Origin of the sequence: Pseudoalteromonas sp. Scap03, from assembly GCF_013393115.1 — a bacterium.
GTDB lineage: Bacteria > Pseudomonadota > Gammaproteobacteria > Enterobacterales > Alteromonadaceae > Pseudoalteromonas.
Genome location: NZ_VDEU01000001.1, coordinates 1,095,820 through 1,117,791 on the forward strand (window position 1 = coordinate 1,095,820; position 21,972 = coordinate 1,117,791).

The following is a 21,972-nucleotide window of genomic DNA, read 5'->3' on the forward strand; positions in this document are numbered from 1 at the left end:
CATGTTGCCAAAATTAGTCAAAACGCGTTCACTTTGTTATGAACTCAAGGCGATTCGTGAAAAGCTTCATAGACTGAGAAAAAACACCACCATGACCTACAGCAGCACTAATGCTTTTTTTACCTTGGCTAATTAAGCCCATAAAACAGACCACCAAAGCAGAACGGTGATGAGCATGGCGATAAAGACACTGGCAGAAGCGATGTCTTTAGCTAGGCCTGATAGTTCATGATATTCGCTACCGATGCGATCAACCACCACTTCGACTGCGGTATTGACCAACTCAGCAAATAACACAAACAATAAGCTGGCAATCAATATTAATTTGCTACTTAAGGTAATTTCTTGCAAGCAGGCAAATACGCCTAGCAAACTAAATAAAACCAACTCTTGCTGAAAAGCAGCCTCAAATCGGCTCATCCATTTTAGACCATTAAATGTATGGCTTAAGGTAAAAATTAGGCGCATTAGGCCTTGGCGTTTTATAACGGTTTTATTATTCATATTTTAGCTTCGCTATGGTTAATCGTTTGACATGACGCGAGTAAATCTTCAGAGGTTTGGTAGGTTTTACTCGCAACACCGGTTAAGTTTAAAAGGGTATGAAAAATAGCATCGTGTGATTGCGCTAAAGTGCTATTTAAATTGTTGAGACACTTGGCTGTAATGCGCTGATTATGCTCATCAGCCCAGATGTAAAGAGGCACATGGGTTTGAGCTGTTGGTGCAAATGCATAGGGAAAGCCATGTAAGTACGCACCATTTTCACCGAGCGACTCGCCATGGTCCGACACATACAGTAATTGCTTATCAATATTGGCCGGTAGTGCCTTTAACTGTTCAATAACTTGAGCGTTGATAAAATCACTATAAGCAATTGTATTGTCGTAGGTGTTAACCAGTTCTTCAGCGTTACAGTTCTGAATATCGCTGCGGTCGCAGGTTGGACTAAACTGTTTAAACTTTTCAGGGTAGCGCTTAAAGTAAGTAGGGCCATGTGAACCCATCATATGCAGCACTATAAGCGTATTAGCCTGACTCAAGTTAGCAAGCTTGTGCTTTAGTGGGGCTAGCAACGCTTCATCAAAACAGTATTTACCATCACATAGTCCGGATGCTTTGCTATCAATATTAATGGTAGGTACGCGCGAGCAGACGTTTTTACAGCCACTGTTATTATCAACCCATAAGACATCTGCGCCTGCTTGCTGTATCAAATCAATCACGTTTTGCTGATTATCACTGTCTAAACGAGAAAAATTGGCATGAGTTTGCAGTGAAAACATACACGGTACTGACACTGCCGTGGCCGTGCCACACGACGATACATTATCGAAATAAGTGACATTATGTTTTTGTGTGTATTGGTTGGTATTGCGCTCATAGCCTTGGTAGGAAAAGCTTTCAGCTCGTGCGGTTTCACCTACTACTATGACAGTAACTCGTGTTGTACTTGGCGATGCTAAAGTTGGTGTGGTATCAATATTTTTAAATTTAATATCGCTGTAAAGCAACTGGTCACGTGCATACTTATAGCCACTAGAAAGGTATTGAAATGGAATGATTTCTTTTTTCAATATACGGTTATTTCGACCTGTTGCCGCGTAATCGGCGTAAAAGTTTACTACCACTAAAGCAATCAAAGCACCGCATGCTAGTAACAGTTTAATACGACTGAGTATCTCTTTGTGTGGGCGGGCACAGTTTACGTTTATACGACTCAAAACAAAGGCAGGTAATGCGCCAAAAAGCAGTAAAAAGCCAACAAGTTGCAAGTTTAAATAGCTTAACGCTTCACTAGAGTCCGTCTCTGCTGCGTTTTGTATCATTGAGTAATCAAATACCACTCCATAGTTTAATGAGCTGTAAAGTGCGGCACTTGAGAGCACGAGTAGTAAGTAGTTGATGGGTTTTAATAGCCCTCGAACAGACACCAAAGAAAAAAATATAACTAATAAACACACAAGTAGTAGCGGTACAGAGAATAGAAATAACCACGAAAATGTGTGCAGCGAAGTAATAGCGCTAAACGCACCATGCATAAATGGAATATTAATGATTAAGCCATAATAGCATGCCATTAAAATAACAAATGCATTAGCGCTGCAGTTAAAGTAAAAGCGCTTTTTGGTGTTTGCTTGCGATTGCTTACTGAGTTTGAAAATTGAATTCATAACACATCTCTTTTTAGTGAACGTTGTTATGCTAGGTCGTCACACTTAAGAAACACTTAAGAAGTCAATTTATTTTATTTTGTGAGCTATAAAATACAGCGGTTTGCTAAAAATTAATCAAACCATAATTCACCGTTATAAGAATAGTGAATTTCCTGAGTTGAAATGAAGGGATAAAAAATTCACTTTGTTTAGGTTGTTTGAATTTTAAAACCTAGGCCTGCGTATTTTTATAATTATTTTGGATTGAATTTGATGTTGACTTAGCGCCCTGAGCGCGGTACTAATATAAAAAGACAGCGAAACAAGAGTTTCGTAATTACAGAAATTAAATGGTATTAAATTTTATGCTTAACAATGCACTTAACCTAGTCCTGATTATTATCGTGGTGATTATTCCCGCGAGGGCTTCGTAGTGCTTTAAAAAACTAAGCATTGAAAAGCCCTCCGCACTTAACCGTCCGGGGGGCTTTTTAGTTTTAAGATTAAATTTTAACGGGTTGTCACACAGGAATGAGGATTTACTAATGACAGGCGCAGAACTAACAATTGATTTACTCGCCAAGCACGGCGTAGATGAAGTATTTGGCTACCCAGGTGGTGCTATTATGCCCATCTACGATGCCTTGTATGGTGCGCCTGTAAAACATTACCTCACTCGCCATGAACAAGGCGCAGGGTTTGCAGCTGTAGGTTATGCACGCAGTACTGGCCGCTTAGGTGTATGTTTAGCAACATCAGGCCCGGGTGCTACTAACTTAATTACCGCATTGGCTGATGCCATGATGGACTCAGTGCCTTTACTTGCCATCACCGGGCAAGTACCAACCGCAGCTATTGGTTCTGACGCCTTTCAAGAAATAGACGTGTTGGGTATGTCGCTTTCATGTACAAAACACAGTTATATGGTTGAGCGAGCAGAAGATTTAGCCGAAATATTACAAGAGGCGATGCATTTAGCACAAAGCGGTCGACCAGGCCCTGTTTTGGTTGATATCCCCAAAGACATTCAAATGGCGCAAGTACCTTTTAAACCTTGGTTAGCGGTAGATGAATATTTGCCTCAACTAGATCTAAATCAAGTCGCTATTGCTAACCAACTACTCAGTGAAGCCAAACAGCCTGTTGCCTATGTTGGTGGCGGGGTCCATGCCGCTGATGCGCAAGCGCAGTTAATGCAATTTTTAAATAAAACGCAAATGCCAGCGGTTTCAACCCTTAAAGCATTGGGCAGTGTATTACCTGATTACGAATATGATTTAGGCATGCTAGGTATGCATGGCGGTCAAGCGGCTAATTTAGCGGTGCAAGAATGTGATGTATTAGTGTGTATTGGCGCACGCTTTGATGACCGTGTAACGGGCAATTTAGCTAAGTTTGCTGCAAAAGCAAACGTAATTCATTTAGACATAGATGCAGCCGAGGTCGGAAAACGTAAACCTGTAAAAGCGTCATTAATTGCTGATTTAAAAACTTCTCTCCCTGCACTTGAGTGCGTGGTTACACCAAAAGCGTGGTGCGATCATAGTAAACAAATGAAGGTCAAACACGCGTGGCGCTACGACTACCCTGGTGAAAAAGTATTTGCTCCTTACTTACTTAATCAACTTAGCCAGCGTATGCCAAGCACTAGTGTGGTGTGTTGTGATGTAGGCCAGCACCAAATGTGGGTAGCTCAGCACATGAAGTTTAGCCACCCTTGCAACCATTTGAGCAGTGGTGGTGCAGGCACTATGGGATTTGGTTTACCCGCGGCTATAGGTGCACAGATAGCGCGTAAAGGTGACTTTGTGATCACCGTTTCAGGTGATGGTTCAATCATGATGAATATTCAAGAGCTTGCCACTATACGTCGTAATAATTTACCAGTAAAAATACTGATACTTGATAACCAGCGCTTGGGCATGGTGCGCCAATGGCAAGAACTATTTTTTGAAGGGCGTTACAGCGAAACTAACCTGTCAGACAACCCTGACTTTGTACAACTTGCTGCTGTGTTTGGCATTCCTGGGCAAACAATTACCCATGCCAACCAAGTGGATGATGCAATCACTGCTTTATTAAATAGCGATGGACCTTATATTGTTCATGCTTGTATCGATGATAAAGAAAACGTATGGCCACTTGTTCCACCTGGGGCTGCTAACGATGAAATGATGACGGAGAAAGCACAATGAAACACAGTTTAACTATTGCCTTAAAAAGTCAAAGTGTCGCAATCGAGCGCTTTTTACGTGTGGTGCGTCATCGTGGTTTTGACTTGACTCACTTACAGCTCAATATGGACGATGGTCAATATAATATGGCAATAACGGTTGATAGTGATAAACCAATTTACTTGCTTACTAGCCAGTTAAATAAATTGGTTGATGTGAAACATGTGACGCTACAAAGCTTACAGCAACAGGCTGTATAAAATAAATTTAACGAATTTTACGAATAACCGATTATTTGGTTATTCATCAATTTTTAGAATGAGGAATGCCCGCATTAATTGCGGCAAACACTGAGGTAACTATGGCTAAATTAAGAAGTGCAACCACCACTGAAGGGCGTAAACGCGCAGGCGCAAGAGCATTATGGCGTGCAACAGGCATGACTGATACCGACTTTGGTAAGCCAATTATTGCTGTTGTGAACTCATTTACGCAATTTGTACCGGGGCACGTACATCTTAATCAGCTTAGTGAACTGATGGCTGAAACCATTACTCAGGCCGGTGGTGTACCAAAAGAATTTAATACCATTGCTATCGATGACGGTATTGCCATGGGTCACGGCGGTATGCTTTATTCACTGCCATCGCGCGATTTAATTGCCGACTCAGTAGAGTATATGGTGAACGGCCATTGTGCCGATGCGATGATTTGTATTTCTAACTGCGACAAAATCACCCCTGGAATGATGTTAGCGGCGCTGCGTTTAAATATACCCGTTATTTTTGTATCAGGCGGCCCAATGGAAGCAGGTAAAACCAAATTAGCGAATATCGATATTAAGCTCGATTTGGTTGATGCTATGGTTAAAGGCGCTGATGAATCGGTAAGTGATGCCGACTCTGAGCAAGTTGAGCGTTCTGCATGTCCTACTTGTGGGTCGTGTTCAGGGATGTTTACCGCCAACTCTATGAACTGTTTACTAGAAGCAATTGGCCTTGCGCTGCCTGGTAATGGGACCACGCTTGCGACCCATAAAGACCGTAAACAACTGTATGTTGAAGCGGGTGCACGTATCGTTGATTTATGCCGTGAGTACTATCAAAAAGATAACCAAGACGTACTGCCTCGTGCTATCGCTAATAAAACCGCATTTATGAACTCTATGGTGGTTGATATTGCTATGGGCGGTTCATCAAATACGGTATTGCATTTACTCGCGGCGGCACAAGAAGCCGGCGTTGATTTTGATATGTCACACATTGATGAACTTTCACGTAAAACCCCGTTTTTATGTAAAGTTGCTCCAGCTACAGCGCAATACCACATTGAAGACGTACACCGTGCTGGTGGCATGATGGCGATAGTTCACGAGCTTGGAAAGGCTGGGTTAGTTGATTTATCGGTTAACCATGTTGCTGGTATGACAATGGGTGAACTGGTTAAAAAGTGGGATGCAACCGATCCGAATAACGAAGCTGCGCAAAAGTTTTATCGTGCTGGCCCTGCAGGTATTCGTACCACCAAAGCAATGAGCCAAGATTGTCGTTGGGATGAGGGTGATAACGACCGTGAAAACGGTTGTATTCGTAGTGTAGAACATGCATTTCGCCAAGATGGTGGCCTTGCCGTGCTTTCAGGTAATTTAGCAATAGATGGCTGTATCGTTAAAAGTGCGGGTGTTGTTGATGAAATGCTGCATTTTGAAGGTACTGCTGTGGTATACGAATCACAAGATGACTCTGTAGAAGGGATTTTAAATGGCGAAGTAAAAGCCGGCGACGTGGTGGTTATTCGCTATGAAGGGCCTAAAGGCGGCCCTGGTATGCAAGAAATGCTATACCCAACTAGCTATTTAAAATCAAAAGGCTTGGCAGAGCAATGTGCATTAATTACTGATGGGCGTTTTTCAGGTGGCACGTCAGGTCTATCGATTGGCCACGTATCGCCGGAAGCTGCCAGCGGTGGCGCAATTGCTTATGTTGAAAACGGCGATAAAATTATCATCGATATTGCCACCCGAGAAATTACGCTGGCGTTAAGCGATGAAGAGCTTGAAGCTCGCAAGCAAAAACAACTGGCTCGTGGTAAACAAGCGTATAAACCGCTTAATCGTGATCGTTATGTATCATCTGCGCTTAAAGCGTATGCGCTACTTGCAACCAGCGCAGATAAAGGTGCAGTTCGCGATTTAGCCAAACTGGAGGAGCTTAGCTAGGTATGGTTTCTCAAGAACTCGATTATTTTCGCGCGATTATCCAAGCCAATATGGAGCCTTTAGCCAAGGTGACTGAGGTAAGTGAAATGGCCGAATTGAGTACACGATTAGGTAATCATGTTTGGTTAAAACGTGAAGACCAGCAACCCGTGTACTCGTTTAAATTACGCGGTGCTTTTAATAAATTAAATAAGCTGCCTAAAGGCTCGGTTGTGATCACCGCATCCGCAGGTAACCATGCCCAGGGTGTGGCACTAAGTGCCTCACACTTAGGGCACAAAGCCACCATTGTGATGCCCGTGACCACACCTGAAATAAAGGTTAATGCGGTAAGGGCATTGGGTGGTGAAGTCGTATTGCATGGCCATCAATTTGATGCCGCAAAAGCGTATGCGCTGGAATTAACTGAGCAGCGAAACGGCGTATTTGTACCGCCATTTGATGACCCTGATGTGATTGTTGGTCAAGGTACGGTTGCCCGTGAATTAATGCAACAGCTCAACGATTTAGATGTGGTATTTATTCCTGTTGGCGGCGGCGGCTTGCTGGCAGGTATGGCGGTATATATTAAGTCGCTGCGCCCCGATATCAAAGTGATAGGGGTTGAGGCGAATGAAAGCGCCTGCTTAAAAGCTGCTTTAGTAGCAGGCGAGCCGGTAGAACTCGATCGCGTTGGCAGTTTTGCCGATGGTGTTGCCGTTAAAATAATTGGTAGCGAAACATTCAGACTGGCACAAAAGTTTTGTGATGAAGTAGTTACCGTATCAGACGATGAAATATGTGCAGCCATGCAAGATATTTTTGTATCAACCCGTGCTATAGCTGAGCCTTCAGGAGCGCTTGCAACTGCAGGGCTTAAAAAATGGTCTCAGCAGTCGGGTTTAAAGGGGTTAAATTTAGCCGCTATTTTGTCTGGTGCTAATTTAAACTTTGATCGCTTACGTTATGTGGCTGAGCGCACTGCGCTGGGTGAGAAAAACGAAGCTTTATTAGCCGTGACCATTGATGAAAAGCGCGGTAGTTTTAAGCAGTTTTGTACATCTTTAGGTGGGCGTGCCATTACTGAGTTTAACTATCGTTATGCGGGGCCTGGCGAGGCGCAAATTTTTGTTGGTATTGCGCTACGTCAAGGGTTAGCAGAACTTGAAGAGCTTAAACAAAGTCTAACAGATAACAAATATACCTTTTGCGATTTGTCAGATAACGAATTAGCAAAGCTGCATGTACGCTATATGGTTGGCGGTAAAGCGCCAGAGCAGTTACATGAACGCTTACTAAGGTTTGAGTTTCCAGAGTATCCAGGCGCATTGGCGCGCTTTTTAGATACGCTGGGTAGTAACTGGAATATCACTTTATTTCACTACCGCAATCATGGCGGGTCAATGGGGAATGTATTAGCAGGCTTTGCTATTGAACCAAGCCAATATGAGATGTTTAATGAGCACTTAAATCGGCTAGGTTACAGTGTCCAAGACGAAACCGATAATCCCTGTTTTACTCAGTTTTTAACTACCCAACCTCAAGCAGAAAAGCTTGAAAAAATCGCTCTAGCCTAACTCTATCCTAAGCAAGCATCTTATCCCGATGCTTGCTTTATTAGCTGTTTTACATATAGTTATAATTAATTATCATGTTTATGGAAGCCTGCTTTGCTACTTAAAGGAATAATAATTAGCATCTGCTTTTTTTGTAGCCAGTTAATGGCGCAGGAATCAGTCACGTTACAATTAAAGTGGACGCACCAATTTCAATTTGCTGGCTATTACATGGCCAAACAAAAAGGCTTTTATAATGAGGCCGGTTTAGACGTCAATATAGTTCCTGCCGATCCAAAACGGCCAAATAGTTTTGGTGCGGTAGAGCGAGGAGAGGCGCAATTTGGTGTAGCACATTCAGGTATATTAGAACGCCGTATTGCCGGTGAACCCTTTGTAGCCATGGCTGCCATATTACAGTTTTCTCCTTACTGTTGGATGGTAAAAGAAACTTCAGATATTTTTCATGCTCGTGATTTTATTAACAAGCGTGTAAGTGAAGTCAGCAAAGAGAGTAATTCTGAGTTACTAACTATGCTTAAGCGCAGTGGTACTGATACCGAAAAACTGGCTGTTTACAAAGGCGATGAATTGCAACAAGCATGGATGGAAAATAAATTAGATGCCATAGAAGTGTATGTTACCGACCTACCTTATCATATGGATCAGCAAGGGGTTGCTCATAGACTTATATGTCCACAACGTTATGGGATGGATGTATACGCGGATATTTTATTTACCAGCGATAGTATGGTTAAGTATCACCCCGATACGGTAGAAAAGTTTTATCAAGCAAGTTTAAAAGGGTGGCGCTACGCGGTAATGAATATGGATGAAGCCATTGCCATAACCCAACAGTTTTATGCGCCTGATCGCAGTTTTCATCAACTGGCATATGAGGCTGAGGTACTTAAAGACTATATTGCTCCACCGAGTACTACTGTGGGTAATATGTCGATGGCTAAATGGCGTTTAATTGCTGACTTATATGAGATTGATCAAACAAAGTTTGATGAAGTAAAAGCTGATTTTATTTATAAATATAAAAAGCAAGAAACACTGCAGCTTTCTTGGATGCTAATTGCGGCTATTATAATAAGCATTATTTCTATCCCTCTGTATTTACGTTTAATACTTAAATCGGCTAAACAAAAGCGGGTATAAGGTTAAGCAATTCCCTTGCTCTGCGAGGTTAAAAAAATAACCGCTTAATTAGGTGCTATTGTGCTGGTATAATTAAGCGTCTTTTTTATATCCTAAGCTGTTATGACCTTAACTGAGCAATTTTCTGCCCTCAACTCTTTGCTAATGAATACTCGCTTGTATTGGCAGTGTACTGCATTTGATTTTGACGCTTTACCTTGGCCTGAATTACATGCTCCTTTGAGCGCTTTATCCGATCAGGCGGTTGCTGAATTAGACTCTGATCAAGAGCAGCTCTATCAGTTTTTTTCATCCTATATTCCCGCTGTTGAGCAACTTAGCCGATTAGTTTCATTACCTGCCATTACCAACACTCGGAAGGAGTACCCATTTTGGATCAGTAATGGTATTAAAGGTCGAAAGTTTACTCAGCTACAAGATTTTGTTGGCGCATTGCCCACTAGTAATCAGCCTGTATTAGAGTGGTGTGCAGGTAAAGGCCATTTAGGGCGAATGTTAGCTTTTAATGGTGCGCAGAGTGTACACAGCGTTGAGCTACAATCTCATTTGTGTGAACAAGGGAAAAAAAGTGCACAGCAGCAGGGACTTGCAATACAATTTAGCCAAGCCGATGTACTTAAGGATAGCATTCAGGATTTTTTTAGCCCACACACTCATGCCGTCGCTTTGCATGCCTGCGGTGCGTTACACCAAACTTTTATGCATCAAGCCAGTGCAGCAAAAGTACCACAAATTAGCTTTTCACCTTGTTGTTATCATTTATTTACTGATAATAATTACCAAGCGATGAGCGAGCATGCTCAGCAAAGTCGATTAAACTTAACTCACAGAGATTTAAAGCTCGCCCTGCAAGAAACTGTTACAGCTCCTTCGCGAGTAGGCAAAGTGCGAAAAACAGAAGTGGAGTGGCGACTCGGATTTGATGCCTTAAGAAAGTCACTTACTGGTGAGTTAGGGTATGTCAGCGTCCCTTCAGTGAATAAAGCGATATTTTCAGATTCGTTTGCAGCATTTTGTAACTGGGCGGCAGACAAAAAAGCCTTAAAACTGCCAAAAGATATTGATTACAATAAGTTTTTATTGATTGGGCAGGCGCGAAAAAAAGTAACAGAGCGAGTTGAACTGGTTCGACATGTGTTTAGAAGAGCAATAGAAGTTTGGCTTGTGCTCGATCGTGCTTTATATTTGCAGCAGCAAGGCTATGACGTCAGTGTTAATACATTTTGTGAGAAGCAATTAACACCCCGTAATATTTTAATTTTAGCCAGTTTAAAAACGCCCTCAACCTAAAAGAGATGTAATGAGAAATTTAAATAACTTACTAGAAAATAATAAACGCTGGGCATCTAGAACGAGCGAAGCGAACCCTGAATTTTTCAAAATTTTATCGATGCAACAAAACCCAGAATACTTATGGATAGGTTGCTCTGATTCACGGGTGCCAGCTAATCAAATTGTTGATTTATTACCGGGTGAGTTATTTGTGCACCGTAATGTTGCCAACGTGGTTGTACATACCGATCATAATTGTTTATCGGTTATGCAGTACGCGGTCGAAGTATTAAAAGTAAAACATATTATGGTTGTTGGCCACTACGGTTGTGGTGGTGTGCAAGCGGTACTAAACGAGGACCGCTTTGGCTTTATTGATAACTGGCTCCGCCACGTTGGTGATGTAAAAGAAAAACACCTAGAGCAACTTAATGCTCTGCCAGAAAAACAACGTCTTGATCGTTTAATAGAGCTTAATGTGATTGAGCAAGTGCGTAACGTATCTCGCACTAGCATTGTTCAAGATGCATGGTTAAGAGGCCAGGAACTCACGGTGCATGGTTGGGTATATGGCTTAGAAAATGGTCATTTGCATGACTTAGAATCGGTAGTTAGTTGTGCTGAAGAAGAGTGTGAAAGCTATAAAAAAGCAGTACACCATGTACTAAATAAATCTGCGGACAGTCACCTTTAATATGGCCAAAACGGCGCTAATAATCGGCAGTACCGGCTTAGTTGGCAGCCAGTTATTACAACAGCTGTTAGCATCTTCTTGCTATTCAAAGGTAGTGAGTTTATCGCGCCGCCAATTAGATTTTTCTCATCCTAAATTAATTAGCCATGTTATTGATTTTGAAAATTTGACGCATCATGTTGAATTGTTCAAAGGTGACGTATTCTTTTCTTGCTTAGGGACCACATTAAAGCAAGCGGGCAGTGTGGCTGCACAACGTAAAGTTGATTTTGAATACCAATTTATTTGTGCGCAAATGGCGGCCAATAACGCTGTTCCGCATTATTGTTTGGTATCGTCAAGTGGCGCAAATGCGCATAGTATGAGCCGTTATTTAAAAATAAAAGGAGAGCTTGAGCAGCAGGTGAAGCAGCTTGGCTTTGCACGCTTGAGTATATTGCAACCGTCTTTATTAGTCGGCGAGCGTTCAGAGCTTAGAATTGCAGAAAAGCTAGGTGAGGTGGTACTTCCACTGCTAACGCGTTTTGGTATCCTCAAACGGTATAGACCCATTACCGGTGAGCAAGTAGCTAATAAATTGCTGAGGGTAAGCATAGAGCAGCAACAAGCAACGGGTTATTATGTGCTGGACGAGCTATTTGAATAACTGAGTGATTAGCGCCATAAAGCAGGTTCGTCTATGGCGTTATATTTATTATTCAGCGTCTGTTTTTGCCGATAATTGCTGTTCAAGTATTGCCACTTTTGCTTCTAATTCAGTTAGCTTTTCACGTGTGCGGATCAGCACTTGGCTTTGAATATCAAACTCTTCACGGCTTACAAAGTCCATTTCGGCAAGCTTATTTTGTAACACTTGCTTAGTTTTACCTTCAAGTGTGTCAGCCAGGTTTTTTACACCTTGTGGCATGTTATTAGTGATCTGTTTCGCAATTTCTTCAAGTTTTGCTGGGTTAATCATAGTCGTCCCTTGCCTGTTGCCTAAAATGATAATAACTAATATTACCTTATTGGCTAGGCGTATTGTAGTGATTACGTTAAAATTGCCCGTCTTTTTGCAATCAGCTGGTCGTTATGAAACTCAATCCTAAACAAGATGAAGCGGTAAAGTACATTAGTGGTCCTTGCTTAGTATTAGCCGGCGCAGGCTCGGGTAAAACGCGAGTTATCACCAACAAAATTGCTTACTTAGTACAAAAATGTGAGTATCAAGCGCGTAATATTGCGGCGGTTACCTTTACCAATAAAGCGGCTAAAGAAATGCGCGAGCGGGTTTTGCAAACCTTGGGAAAACAAGAGTCTAAAGGTTTATGGGTGTCTACCTTTCATACGCTTGGGCTTGAAATCATTAAAAAAGAGTTAAAAACACTGGGTTTTAAACCCGGTTTTTCGTTGTTTGACGACCAAGATACGAATCAATTACTCGGTGATTTAACCGAAGACGAGCTTAAAAAAGACAAAGACTTACTAAATCTACTTAAAATGCAAATTGGTAGTTGGAAGAATGAGCTTATTTTACCAGAACAAGCTATTCGCGAAGCCAGAGAGCCGCAAAAGGCATTGTTTGCTCAGTTGTATGCGCGTTATCAAAATCAATTAAGAGCGTATAACGCGCTGGATTTTGATGATTTAATTATGATCCCCACGCTGCTTTTAAGTAGTAATGCCACATCACGTGAGCGATGGCAGCAGCGTTTTCGTTATTTACTGGTGGATGAATATCAAGATACCAATACCAGCCAATATCAATTAGTGAAATTGCTGGTAGGCGAACGAGCACGCTTTACTGTGGTGGGAGATGACGATCAGTCAATTTACTCTTGGCGTGGTGCTCGTCCACAAAACTTGGTGTTATTAAGTAAAGATTACCCTGGGCTTCGATTAATAAAACTAGAACAGAACTATCGTAGTGCTGGGCGCATTCTTAAAGCGGCCAATATCTTAATTGCAAATAACCCCCATGAGTTTGAAAAAAAGCTCTTTAGTGAGTTGGGCTATGGTGAGCAAATTAAAGTCATTGGCTGTCGTGATGAAGAACATGAATCAGAACGTGTGGTCGCAGAGATTATTTCTCATAAATTTATGAAACGCACCAGCTATAAAGATTACGCTATTTTGTACCGGGGTAACCATCAAGCGCGGGGCTTTGAAAAGTCGTTAATGAGTAACCGAATCCCGTATAAAATTAGTGGTGGAATGTCGTTTTTTTCACGTTCTGAAATTAAAGATATCATGGCTTACTTACGTCTTTTAGTGAATCAAGATGATGACAATGCTTTTTTAAGAATTGTGAATACCCCACGTCGTGAAATTGGTACAGTCACGCTTGAAAAGCTTGGCACCTTAGCTAATGAAAAACACCAAAGCTTATTTGCGACCTGCTTTGATAACGACTTAGGATACAGACTAAAAGGACGTGGTTTAAATGCACTAGCTGGGTTTGCCCGGTGGGTGGTTGAGCTTTCAGATAACGCAGTGCGCAGTGATACACTGGAGGCGGTGAAGGATTTAGTGCGTAATATTAATTACGAAGCTTACTTGTATGAATCATCGCCTAGTGCCAAAGCCGCTGAAATGCGGATGAAAAATGTGTCCGAGCTGTATCGCTGGATAACAGACATGTTAACAGGCGATGCCGATAATCCGCCAATGACACTGGCTGAAGTAGTTAGTAAATTGACCCTTCGGGACATGCTAGAGCGAAACGAAGAAGAAGATGAAGCTGATGCCGTGCAATTATTAACTTTGCATGCCTCAAAAGGACTCGAGTACCCCTATGTATTTATGGTCGGTATGGAAGAAGGATTGTTGCCACATCAAGTAAGCATTGATGAAGATAATGTGGATGAAGAGCGCCGTCTTGCCTATGTAGGTATTACCCGCGCGCAACAAGAGCTGACTTTAACCTATGCTAAAATCCGCCGTCAGTTTGGTGAAACATCACAAACAGAGCTCAGTCGATTTGTGCAAGAGTTACCGCAAGATGACTTAGCCTTTGAAAACAAAAAAGCGCCTAACACCCAAGCTGAACGTATGGAAAAAGGCCAAGCTCGGGTTGCAAATTTAAGAGCAATGCTGAAAAAGCCACAATAAGATGTGTTTAGCGCTATTTTAATTCTGAGTTTTTAAGTGTAGCTGGTATAGCGCTGGTTAGTGGGTGCTGTTTAGCAACGAATAGGTTTATGCCGTGTTTATCTAAAAGAGCTCTAAAGTTTAATATTGATGGGCCTTTAGCTATCACTTTTATCTGTTTAAGCTTAGTAATAGCCAACACCCCCTGCAACTGTAAATCGTAGCTTTCTTGTTGTAATACTCGTTTACTGAAGGTGGAGCTAAGGAGTAAATAATCACACTCTACTTCAGTCACCAAATTAAGCTCGCATTTGTCTTTTGCGAAATTGTTTAAGCCAATCGAATGACCGAGTTTTTTAAGCTGTTTTAAGTTCTCTAATTGCTGTGCGCTGGCATAACGCAGCTCCTGCTCATCAAACAACAAGCAAAGCTGTTCATTGTTTACCGGTTGTTTTAGTGTAGCTTTTAGTAAAGAAAATTCATGCTCTTCTAACAGTAAACTGGAGCAAGGCAATAGCGCAACGGCTATCTCTGCATTTTGTGCTTGTTGGTAAGCTTGTTGGATGAGTTGTAGTTCAACTTTGGTATGTTGTTCTTTATCATTCGCAAATTTCTTTAAAATATCAAAACTGGTAAAGCCAAGGACTGGGTGTTCACCAAAAGCCTCAAATAACGATGCACTCTGATAATGCTCATCCAAGGTGATAATATCTGAGCTACGAAACGTCATAGGCAATACATCAAGGTGATGTAATGTTTGTGACTCATGTTGCAACATAGGCTCAGTGAGCAGTGGATGAAATAACTCAAAGCGGTTTTTACCTGAATTTTTAGCATAATACATAGCAGCATCGGCGTCGCGAATGATTTCATCGGTATGTTTATAGCTTTGCTTTGAATAGGTAATCCCAATACTGGCACCACTTTGTACACAAACGCCTTTAGTACAAAACGGCTTTTGCATAATTTTAATTATGCGATTGGCAACATCTTCTGCCTGGTTTGGCTCAGTCAGGTGGGTCAGTAATACTACAAACTCATCTCCGCCTAAACGCGCTAATAAGTCATGTTCACGAATACATTGTGAGAATAATTTACTAACACTAATTAAAAACTCATCGCCGGCATGATGCCCGAGCTGATCATTGATATCTTTAAACTTATCAAGGTCAATAAACAATACAGCAAAGTGCTCATTTGGATTGCGTTGATAATATTGCAGGGTTTTTTCTAGTTGAGTTAAAAATAAATTCCGATTTGGTAAGCCTGTTAGTGAGTCATGGTGAGCATCGTGATAAAGTTGTTGTTCTATTTTTTTACGTTCATCAATTTGCATTTGCAAATGTAAATTTGCTTGGCTCAATTCTTTAGTTTTTTCATTAACTCGTGAGGCAAGTTCTTGGTGGCTCTTTTTTAGTGCCTGTGAAGCTAATTTTGTTTGTAATACCGTGGCAATTTGATGCGATACAAAGGTGATTAGCTCTGCATCATCATGTGTAAAAAGGTGTTCATTATTATAAGCTTGGCAAACAATTAACCCTATAACGCCTTGCGAAGTTTTTAGCGGAGCGCCTAGCCAGCTGGTGGCTCTCTTGGATTCATCAATTGGTTTTTCACGCTCTACAATGCCACTATTTAATAACTCTTGTGCTCTTTGCGGATGAATTATTTGTGTTTCTTCGGTGCTTATAACCAGTTCACTGTAGCCTTTTGCAAAGCGCCGTGGTTGAGTGCTGCCTTGGAATTCATCGACACTGTAGGGAAAACTGATCCAACCTGATTCTTTATCATACAAGGCAATATAAAGGTTTTTTGCGTAAGTAATGGTTTTTATTATTTCGTGTATTTGAAAATAAGCATCATCTAAATTTTTGGCTTGGGTTGTCAGCTCTGAAATTTTGAATAATATTTGCTGGCGTTGCAGGGCACCTTTTCGCTGTTGTATTTCAACATTTAAAGCGTCATTACTTTGCGTTAATGCTCGGGTTCTTAATTTTACTTCTGATTCGAGTAACTCTCGTTTTTTAACCCGTTCAATTGCGGTGGCTAAATAGAGTGACATGGCCTCAAGCAGGTTTATTTGTTGAGAACTGTAACCTTGTTCTGTGTCGTAACTTTGCGCGGCTAACACACCAATAATGTTTCTTTCTTGATAAACGGGAACGCCTACCCAGTGTTCTGCAGGTGTACCCAATGCTTTAAATAAGCCTTGCTGGGCAGCATCATGCATTTGCTGTTTGGTAAAGTAAGTGGTTTTCCCTTGCTTGAAGACATAACCCGTTGCGCCTTCTTCAAAATTATTATCTCGATTAAGTGGTACTGCAATGCCATCTTTTTCATCAGAAAAATAAGATAATTCTAACTGTTGTGACTGGGGATCAACCAGCACCACATAAAAGCTTTTACTCGGAACATACTTTTGTAAAATGTCATGAATAGCAGGGTAAAGTAAGGTTAGCTCGGCAACAGTACTTGCTTGCTCTGATAATTGTATCAGGGCATTGTGGAGGTGGTAGGCATGTTTGTACTTTTTTAATAGTGCTTTTAGTCGTTTATTTTGACGCACTACGCTATTAGGTACAATAAGTTTATCTTCCAATGATGTTTAACCAGTTATAATTTTTTGTATAGTTATTAATCATTATAGTTCCACTTTTAACATTTTGCGTCAAGTAGATATTTTTCTTAATTATGTAGCTAAAACTCATGAATTAGAAACAAAAAAGGCTTACTAAAACGTAAACCTTTTATTTAAAGCATTTTGACTTGGCTAATTTTAGTTAGCGGTCATGAAATCGATTGCTGCGCTTATTTCATCATCAGAACAATCCATACACGTTCCACGCGGTGGCATGGCATTAAAGCCATTGATCGCATGATCTAATAAGGTGTCTTTTCCTTTAGCGATACGAGGAGCCCAATCGTCAGCTGATTTAGGAGCGCCTAAAGCACCTGTGCCGTGACAAGCAAAACAGGCTGCTTGATATACTTGCTCGCCTGAACGAGGACCTGTTGGTGCAGCAACCGCTACTTTCTCACCTTCAAGGTAAACAGCACCAATAGGCGCTAAACGTTTTTTAATTGCATCTTCAGTCATAGAGTTATCATATGGCTGTGCGTATGCGGTGGTTGCTAGCACAAGTAATGCTGCAGCTGATAGTTTTTTCATTTTGCCTTGCCCACTTCAATTTGAACGTGATCAATCACGATTTTAAATGACGGAATTTAGACCAATTATAACTCCACTCAGTGATTTATAAAATGCTCAGAGTCGATTTTATTTATAAATACGACTAATGATTGTCTTAACTCAATAAATTACCTAAATAAAACGGGATCATTAGACATCTAAATGCGATCAGAACCCTAATAATTAGCTAATGGCCAATACGTTACGTACTAGTTTTTCGATTCCTGCATCGGCATCCATAATTGATTGTGCCAACATATAAGCAGGTGTTGTAACCAGCTTATTATTTTTATCAATAACAATATCATCCACTTTACACTCAATATGCTCAGCGCCTAATGTGGTTAAAGCATCGGCCGTGTCGCTATCATTACCAATAGTGAGCTGTGGTTTATTATAAATGAATGGCAATAAAGCGGGTGCAATACACATATAACCGGTGGCTTTATTTGCTTTTGCAAATGCTTTACAAGCGCTCAGTACTTCGTCATTTACTTTCGCGTTAGTGCCATTAATAGCAAAGTCAGATAAGTTTTTAGCTACACCAAAGCCGCCAGGAATAATTAAAGCGTCAAATTGTGTAATGTCTAATTCAGCGAGTGACTTTATATTGCCACGGGTGATTCGAGCCGATTCCACTAATACATTACGCGACTCTGCCATTTCTTCACCAGTAATGTGATTAAGAGTATGGTACTGCGTAATATCGGGTGCAAAACACTGATATTTCGCGTTGTTTTTTTCAATGTGTAATAAAGTAAGCACTACTTCATTAATTTCACTGCCATCAAATACGCCACAACCTGCTAAAATTACCGCTATATTTTTCATATTATTTTGCTCCATTGAAGTCATTTTAATAAAGTTTAACACGACGAATCAGCCTATCTAAAAATTTATTTGCTGGTTTTTTAGCCGCAAAGTAAGTTGTTATGCGCTATATGCCATTTGATAACTAGTAAGGGTAAAAAAAATTATAAAGGATCGCTATGATCTTTGATCCATTATGCTAGAATGCTCATCCAGTTATTTAAATGGACGTAAATAATCAAAGTGGGTTACAACACCAGTAACGGTTTAAATGCCTTTTCCACATTGATAGAAGAATAATAAAAAAGAACCTCGAATTATCTTTTTTTAAACAAAACAATAAATTACAAACTAATCTAAGCATTTTGCTATGTTTCGGATGGATGGTTTGTGGGTGTTATCTACATAGTTATCCACAAGTTGCTAAAAATGTAGCGCTCTTAATCACATTAATTCACAGTCGTTTTATTTACTGCCTTATGGCATGCTTATACTTATATTACTTTTTTGTATTTAGGATCCAATTTTACCATGGCTCAGATCCCCGAAAACCCGCTTATTCTTGTTGATGGCTCTTCATATTTGTTTCGTGCTTATCATTCTCCACCTCATTTAACTAATTCTAAAGGTGAAGCCACTGGCGCCATTTATGGCGTGGTAAACATGTTGAAAAGTTTGATCAAACAATACGATCCTTCACATATGGTAGTGGTGTTTGATGCCAAAGGTAAAACTTTTAGAAATGACATGTACAGCGAGTATAAAGCGAATCGTCCGCCAATGCCTGATGATCTGCGTACCCAAATAGCGCCGCTACATAGCATTATTAAAGCGATGGGCTTTCCATTAATTAGTATTGAAGGTGTAGAAGCCGATGACGTGATTGGTACATTTGCGCGCATTGCTTCTGAGCAACAACGCCATGTACTGGTATCAACTGGTGATAAAGATATGGCACAGTTGGTTAATGAGCATGTCACCTTGATCAATACCATGACCGACAGTATTTCAGATCCCGACACTGTGGTTGAAAAGTTTGGTGTTGGACCTGAACTTATTATCGATTATTTAGCCTTAATGGGCGATAAAGTAGATAATATTCCAGGCGTTGAAGGGTGCGGGCCTAAAACAGCGGTTAAATGGTTACAAAAGTACGGATCGCTTCAGGGCGTAATTGATAATGCTGCTGATATCAAAGGTAAAATAGGTGAAAAGCTTGCAAAAGCGATTGATCATTTACCATTGAGCTATGAACTTGCCACTATTAAGTGTGATGTGGAGGTTGAATCCGATCTTGATACTTTTAAATTGCAAACACCGAATAAAGACGAATTAATTGCATTATATGGTGAGTGCGAGTTCCGTCGCTGGTTAGCTGAATTACTAGACAATCCAAAAGATGCTGACACACATTTAGCGGTCCCAACCCAAGAGAATGAGTTGCCAAAAGTTGAAGATGCGCACTATGAAACGATTTTAACTGAGGCCCAATTTAATACATTGATAGAGCAGCTCAATGAAGCTGAGCTATTTGCTTTTGATACTGAAACAACCAGTTTAGAGTATATGAAAGCGCAGTTGGTAGGGATGAGCTTCGCAGTAAAAGCAGGGGAAGCCGCCTACTTACCGGTTGCACATGATTACCCAGGTGCGCCTGAACAGCTAAGCCTTGAATTTGTGATGCAAAAGCTTGGGCCAATATTAGCTGACGAAAATAAAGCTAAAGTTGGTCAAAATTTAAAATATGATAAAAGTGTGCTTGCCAATGCTGGCTATGAATTAAATGGTATTAAGTTTGATACTATGTTGGAGTCTTATGTTTTTAACAGCGTAGGTACTCGTCATGATATGGACTCATTAGCACTTAAATATTTAGGCCACAAAAATATTAGCTTTGAAGACATTGCTGGTAAAGGTAAAAAGCAGCTCACGTTCAATCAAATTGAACTTGAAAAAGCGGCGCCTTATGCCGCAGAAGATGCCGATATTACTTTGCGTTTACACCAAGTACTATGGCCGAAACTTGAAGCGGATGAAAAGCTTAAATCGGTATTTGAAAATATAGAAATGCCACTAGTAAGCGTTATTTCTGACATTGAGCGCACCGGTGTTGCTATCGACAGCAATATGTTGGCCACGCATAGCCAACGCTTAGGTGAACGGTTACTTGAGCTTGAAAAAGAAGCGTTTGAAATCGCAGGCGAACCGTTTAACTTAAGCTCGCCAAAGCAATTACAAGTACTGTTATTTGAAAAGCTAGAATTGCCCGTTATCAAAAAAACACCCAAAGGCGCGCCTTCTACAGCAGAAGAAGTACTGCAAGAATTAGCACACGATTACCCATTGCCTAAAGTGATTATTGAGCATCGCGGTTTATCTAAGCTTAAATCAACTTACACAGATAAATTGCCACTGATCGTGAATGAGCAAACCAAGCGTGTGCATACTTCTTATCATCAAGCGGTAACAGCAACGGGTCGATTAAGTTCAAGCGATCCTAACCTACAAAATATTCCTATTCGCTCAGAAGAAGGGCGCCGTATTCGTGAAGCCTTTATTGCTGCCGATGGATATAAAATTGTGGCGGCCGATTACAGCCAAATAGAGCTGCGTATTATGGCGCATCTTTCACAAGATAAAGGCTTGCTCAATGCCTTTGCAAATGGCTTAGATGTGCATAGCGCTACAGCTGCTGAGGTATTTGGAGTTGAGCTTGAAGAGGTTACATCTGATATGCGCCGTAAAGCTAAAGCCGTTAACTTTGGCTTAATTTATGGCATGTCGGCATTTGGTTTGGCACGTCAACTTGATGTACCACGCCATGAAGCGCAGCATTATATTGATAAATATTTTGAGCGCTTCCCAGGTGTTTTAGAATACATGGAAACAACCCGTGAAAAAGCAGCAGAAAATGGTTACGTAGAAACTATTTTTGGCCGCCGTTTACATTTACCAGAAATAAATGCCCGCAATGGAGCACGCCGCAAAGGCGCTGAGCGCGCAGCAATTAATGGCCCTATGCAAGGCACTGCTGCTGATATTATTAAAAAAGCCATGTTAACAGTACATGCATGGGTTAATCAGCAAGCGCCTAATACGGTTAAGCTACTTATGCAGGTACACGATGAATTGGTATTTGAGATTAAAACAGAGTGCACAGAGCAATACACTCAGCAAATTTGTGAGCTGATGTCACAAGCGGCACAGCTAGATGTACCACTTATAGTTGAAGCTGACGAAGGTGATAACTGGGAACAAGCGCACTAATTTGGTATGCCAAGGATGCCTTGTCTTAGGTAAACACAACAGTTAAAAAGAATTATTTAAAAGCGCCAATAGGCGCTTTTCTTTTAGCTTGCAGGTTAAAAAAAAGTTAAATTAAACAGCAGTTTGTATTAAATCGTTAGAGGTTCGTCAATTCGCTTCGAATATCGATAATATGCTTGTATTTTTACGCTTGCTTTTGGTAAAGTGCCGCCCGTCCTCATCCTGTAGGACATCCTGTTGATGATGCATCGTAAGATGCAACGTATTGATAGCTTCTCCCCAGTTTGCTATATCGGCCTATCATATATTTGATGGGCCGTTTTTTTATAGCTTTACTCCTAAGCGTTAAATTTATTCTCTAATTGCACTTAGCGTTTCAAGTGATACCATCAGTTTACTGTGCGTTTTCTTTTTAACTCAGCG

At 40.9% G+C, this 21,972-nt stretch carries 16 protein-coding genes; 10 read left to right on the top strand and 6 right to left on the bottom strand.

Annotated features, from left to right (window positions below; translation table 11 throughout):
• Positions 1 to 132: 132 nt before the first annotated feature.
• Positions 133 to 504: a diacylglycerol kinase gene (locus FHG08_RS04965; RefSeq protein ID WP_010390346.1), complete on the bottom strand. Its 372-nt coding sequence runs from the start codon at positions 502 to 504 to the stop codon at positions 133 to 135.
• Complete coding sequence (locus FHG08_RS04970; protein ID WP_178954668.1) at positions 501 to 2,174, bottom strand: phosphoethanolamine transferase; 1,674 nt, start codon at positions 2,172 to 2,174, stop codon at positions 501 to 503. The genes FHG08_RS04965 and FHG08_RS04970 overlap by 4 nt, the downstream gene beginning before the upstream one ends.
• Positions 2,175 to 2,701: 527 nt before the next feature.
• On the opposite strand from FHG08_RS04970, the gene ilvG reads away from it, so the two are divergent.
• The 8 genes from ilvG to FHG08_RS05010 all read left to right on the top strand — a co-directional run bounded on the left by ilvG (position 2,702) and on the right by FHG08_RS05010 (position 11,859).
• Positions 2,702 to 4,351: an acetolactate synthase 2 catalytic subunit gene (gene ilvG, locus FHG08_RS04975; RefSeq protein WP_178954670.1), complete on the top strand. Its 1,650-nt coding sequence runs from the start codon at positions 2,702 to 2,704 to the stop codon at positions 4,349 to 4,351.
• Positions 4,348 to 4,590 carry an acetolactate synthase 2 small subunit gene (gene ilvM, locus FHG08_RS04980; RefSeq protein WP_178954672.1) on the top strand — a complete coding sequence of 81 codons (243 nt, stop codon included), beginning with the start codon at positions 4,348 to 4,350 and terminating at the stop codon, positions 4,588 to 4,590. Before ilvG ends, ilvM begins: the two co-directional genes overlap by 4 nt.
• 101 nt (positions 4,591 to 4,691) lie before the next feature.
• Positions 4,692 to 6,548, top strand: coding sequence for a dihydroxy-acid dehydratase (gene ilvD / locus FHG08_RS04985; protein WP_178956826.1), 1,857 nt, complete (start codon positions 4,692 to 4,694; stop codon positions 6,546 to 6,548).
• Positions 6,549 to 6,550: 2 nt separating this feature from the next.
• Positions 6,551 to 8,104 (top strand): threonine ammonia-lyase, biosynthetic, encoded by a 1,554-nt coding sequence (ilvA, locus tag FHG08_RS04990; RefSeq protein WP_178954674.1) that lies wholly within the window; start codon positions 6,551 to 6,553, stop codon positions 8,102 to 8,104.
• Positions 8,105 to 8,248: 144 nt separating this feature from the next.
• Positions 8,249 to 9,247 (top strand): ABC transporter substrate-binding protein, encoded by a 999-nt coding sequence (locus FHG08_RS04995; protein WP_178954676.1) that lies wholly within the window; start codon positions 8,249 to 8,251, stop codon positions 9,245 to 9,247.
• 102 nt (positions 9,248 to 9,349) lie between these two features.
• Complete coding sequence (locus tag FHG08_RS05000; protein ID WP_178954678.1) at positions 9,350 to 10,537, top strand: methyltransferase; 1,188 nt, start codon at positions 9,350 to 9,352, stop codon at positions 10,535 to 10,537.
• Between the two features lie 10 nt (positions 10,538 to 10,547).
• The gene (gene can / locus FHG08_RS05005) at positions 10,548 to 11,213 is read left to right on the top strand and encodes a carbonate dehydratase (protein WP_008112739.1); all 666 of its coding nucleotides are present in this window, start codon (positions 10,548 to 10,550) and stop codon (positions 11,211 to 11,213) included.
• Between the two features lies 1 nt (position 11,214).
• A complete protein-coding gene (locus FHG08_RS05010) occupies positions 11,215 to 11,859 on the top strand; it encodes a short chain dehydrogenase (RefSeq protein ID WP_178954680.1) in 645 nt (214 codons plus the stop codon).
• Between the two features lie 48 nt (positions 11,860 to 11,907).
• Here FHG08_RS05010 and FHG08_RS05015 read toward each other — a convergent pair whose 3' ends face one another.
• A complete protein-coding gene (locus FHG08_RS05015; RefSeq protein ID WP_008112735.1) occupies positions 11,908 to 12,171 on the bottom strand; it encodes an accessory factor UbiK family protein in 264 nt (87 codons plus the stop codon).
• Between the two features lie 113 nt (positions 12,172 to 12,284).
• Here FHG08_RS05015 and rep point away from each other — a divergent pair, with 113 nt between their 5' ends.
• The gene (gene rep, locus FHG08_RS05020) at positions 12,285 to 14,303 is read left to right on the top strand and encodes a DNA helicase Rep (protein ID WP_010390360.1); all 2,019 of its coding nucleotides are present in this window, start codon (positions 12,285 to 12,287) and stop codon (positions 14,301 to 14,303) included.
• Positions 14,304 to 14,316: 13 nt separating this feature from the next.
• Here the strand turns inward: rep and FHG08_RS05025 are convergent, their stop codons facing one another.
• The 3 genes from FHG08_RS05025 to elbB all read right to left on the bottom strand — a co-directional run bounded on the left by FHG08_RS05025 (position 14,317) and on the right by elbB (position 18,303).
• The gene (locus FHG08_RS05025) at positions 14,317 to 16,881 is read right to left on the bottom strand and encodes a diguanylate cyclase domain-containing protein (protein WP_055012279.1); all 2,565 of its coding nucleotides are present in this window, start codon (positions 16,879 to 16,881) and stop codon (positions 14,317 to 14,319) included.
• Positions 16,882 to 17,058: 177 nt separating this feature from the next.
• Positions 17,059 to 17,451, bottom strand: coding sequence for a cytochrome c5 family protein (locus FHG08_RS05030; RefSeq protein ID WP_008112730.1), 393 nt, complete (start codon positions 17,449 to 17,451; stop codon positions 17,059 to 17,061).
• A gap of 204 nt (positions 17,452 to 17,655) precedes the next feature.
• Positions 17,656 to 18,303, bottom strand: a complete 648-nt coding sequence (gene elbB / locus FHG08_RS05035; protein WP_010390362.1) for an isoprenoid biosynthesis glyoxalase ElbB — start codon at positions 18,301 to 18,303, stop codon at positions 17,656 to 17,658.
• Positions 18,304 to 18,813: 510 nt separating this feature from the next.
• Between elbB and polA the strand changes: the two genes are divergently transcribed.
• The gene (polA, locus tag FHG08_RS05040; protein ID WP_178954682.1) at positions 18,814 to 21,549 is read left to right on the top strand and encodes a DNA polymerase I; all 2,736 of its coding nucleotides are present in this window, start codon (positions 18,814 to 18,816) and stop codon (positions 21,547 to 21,549) included.
• Positions 21,550 to 21,972 lie beyond the last annotated feature (423 nt).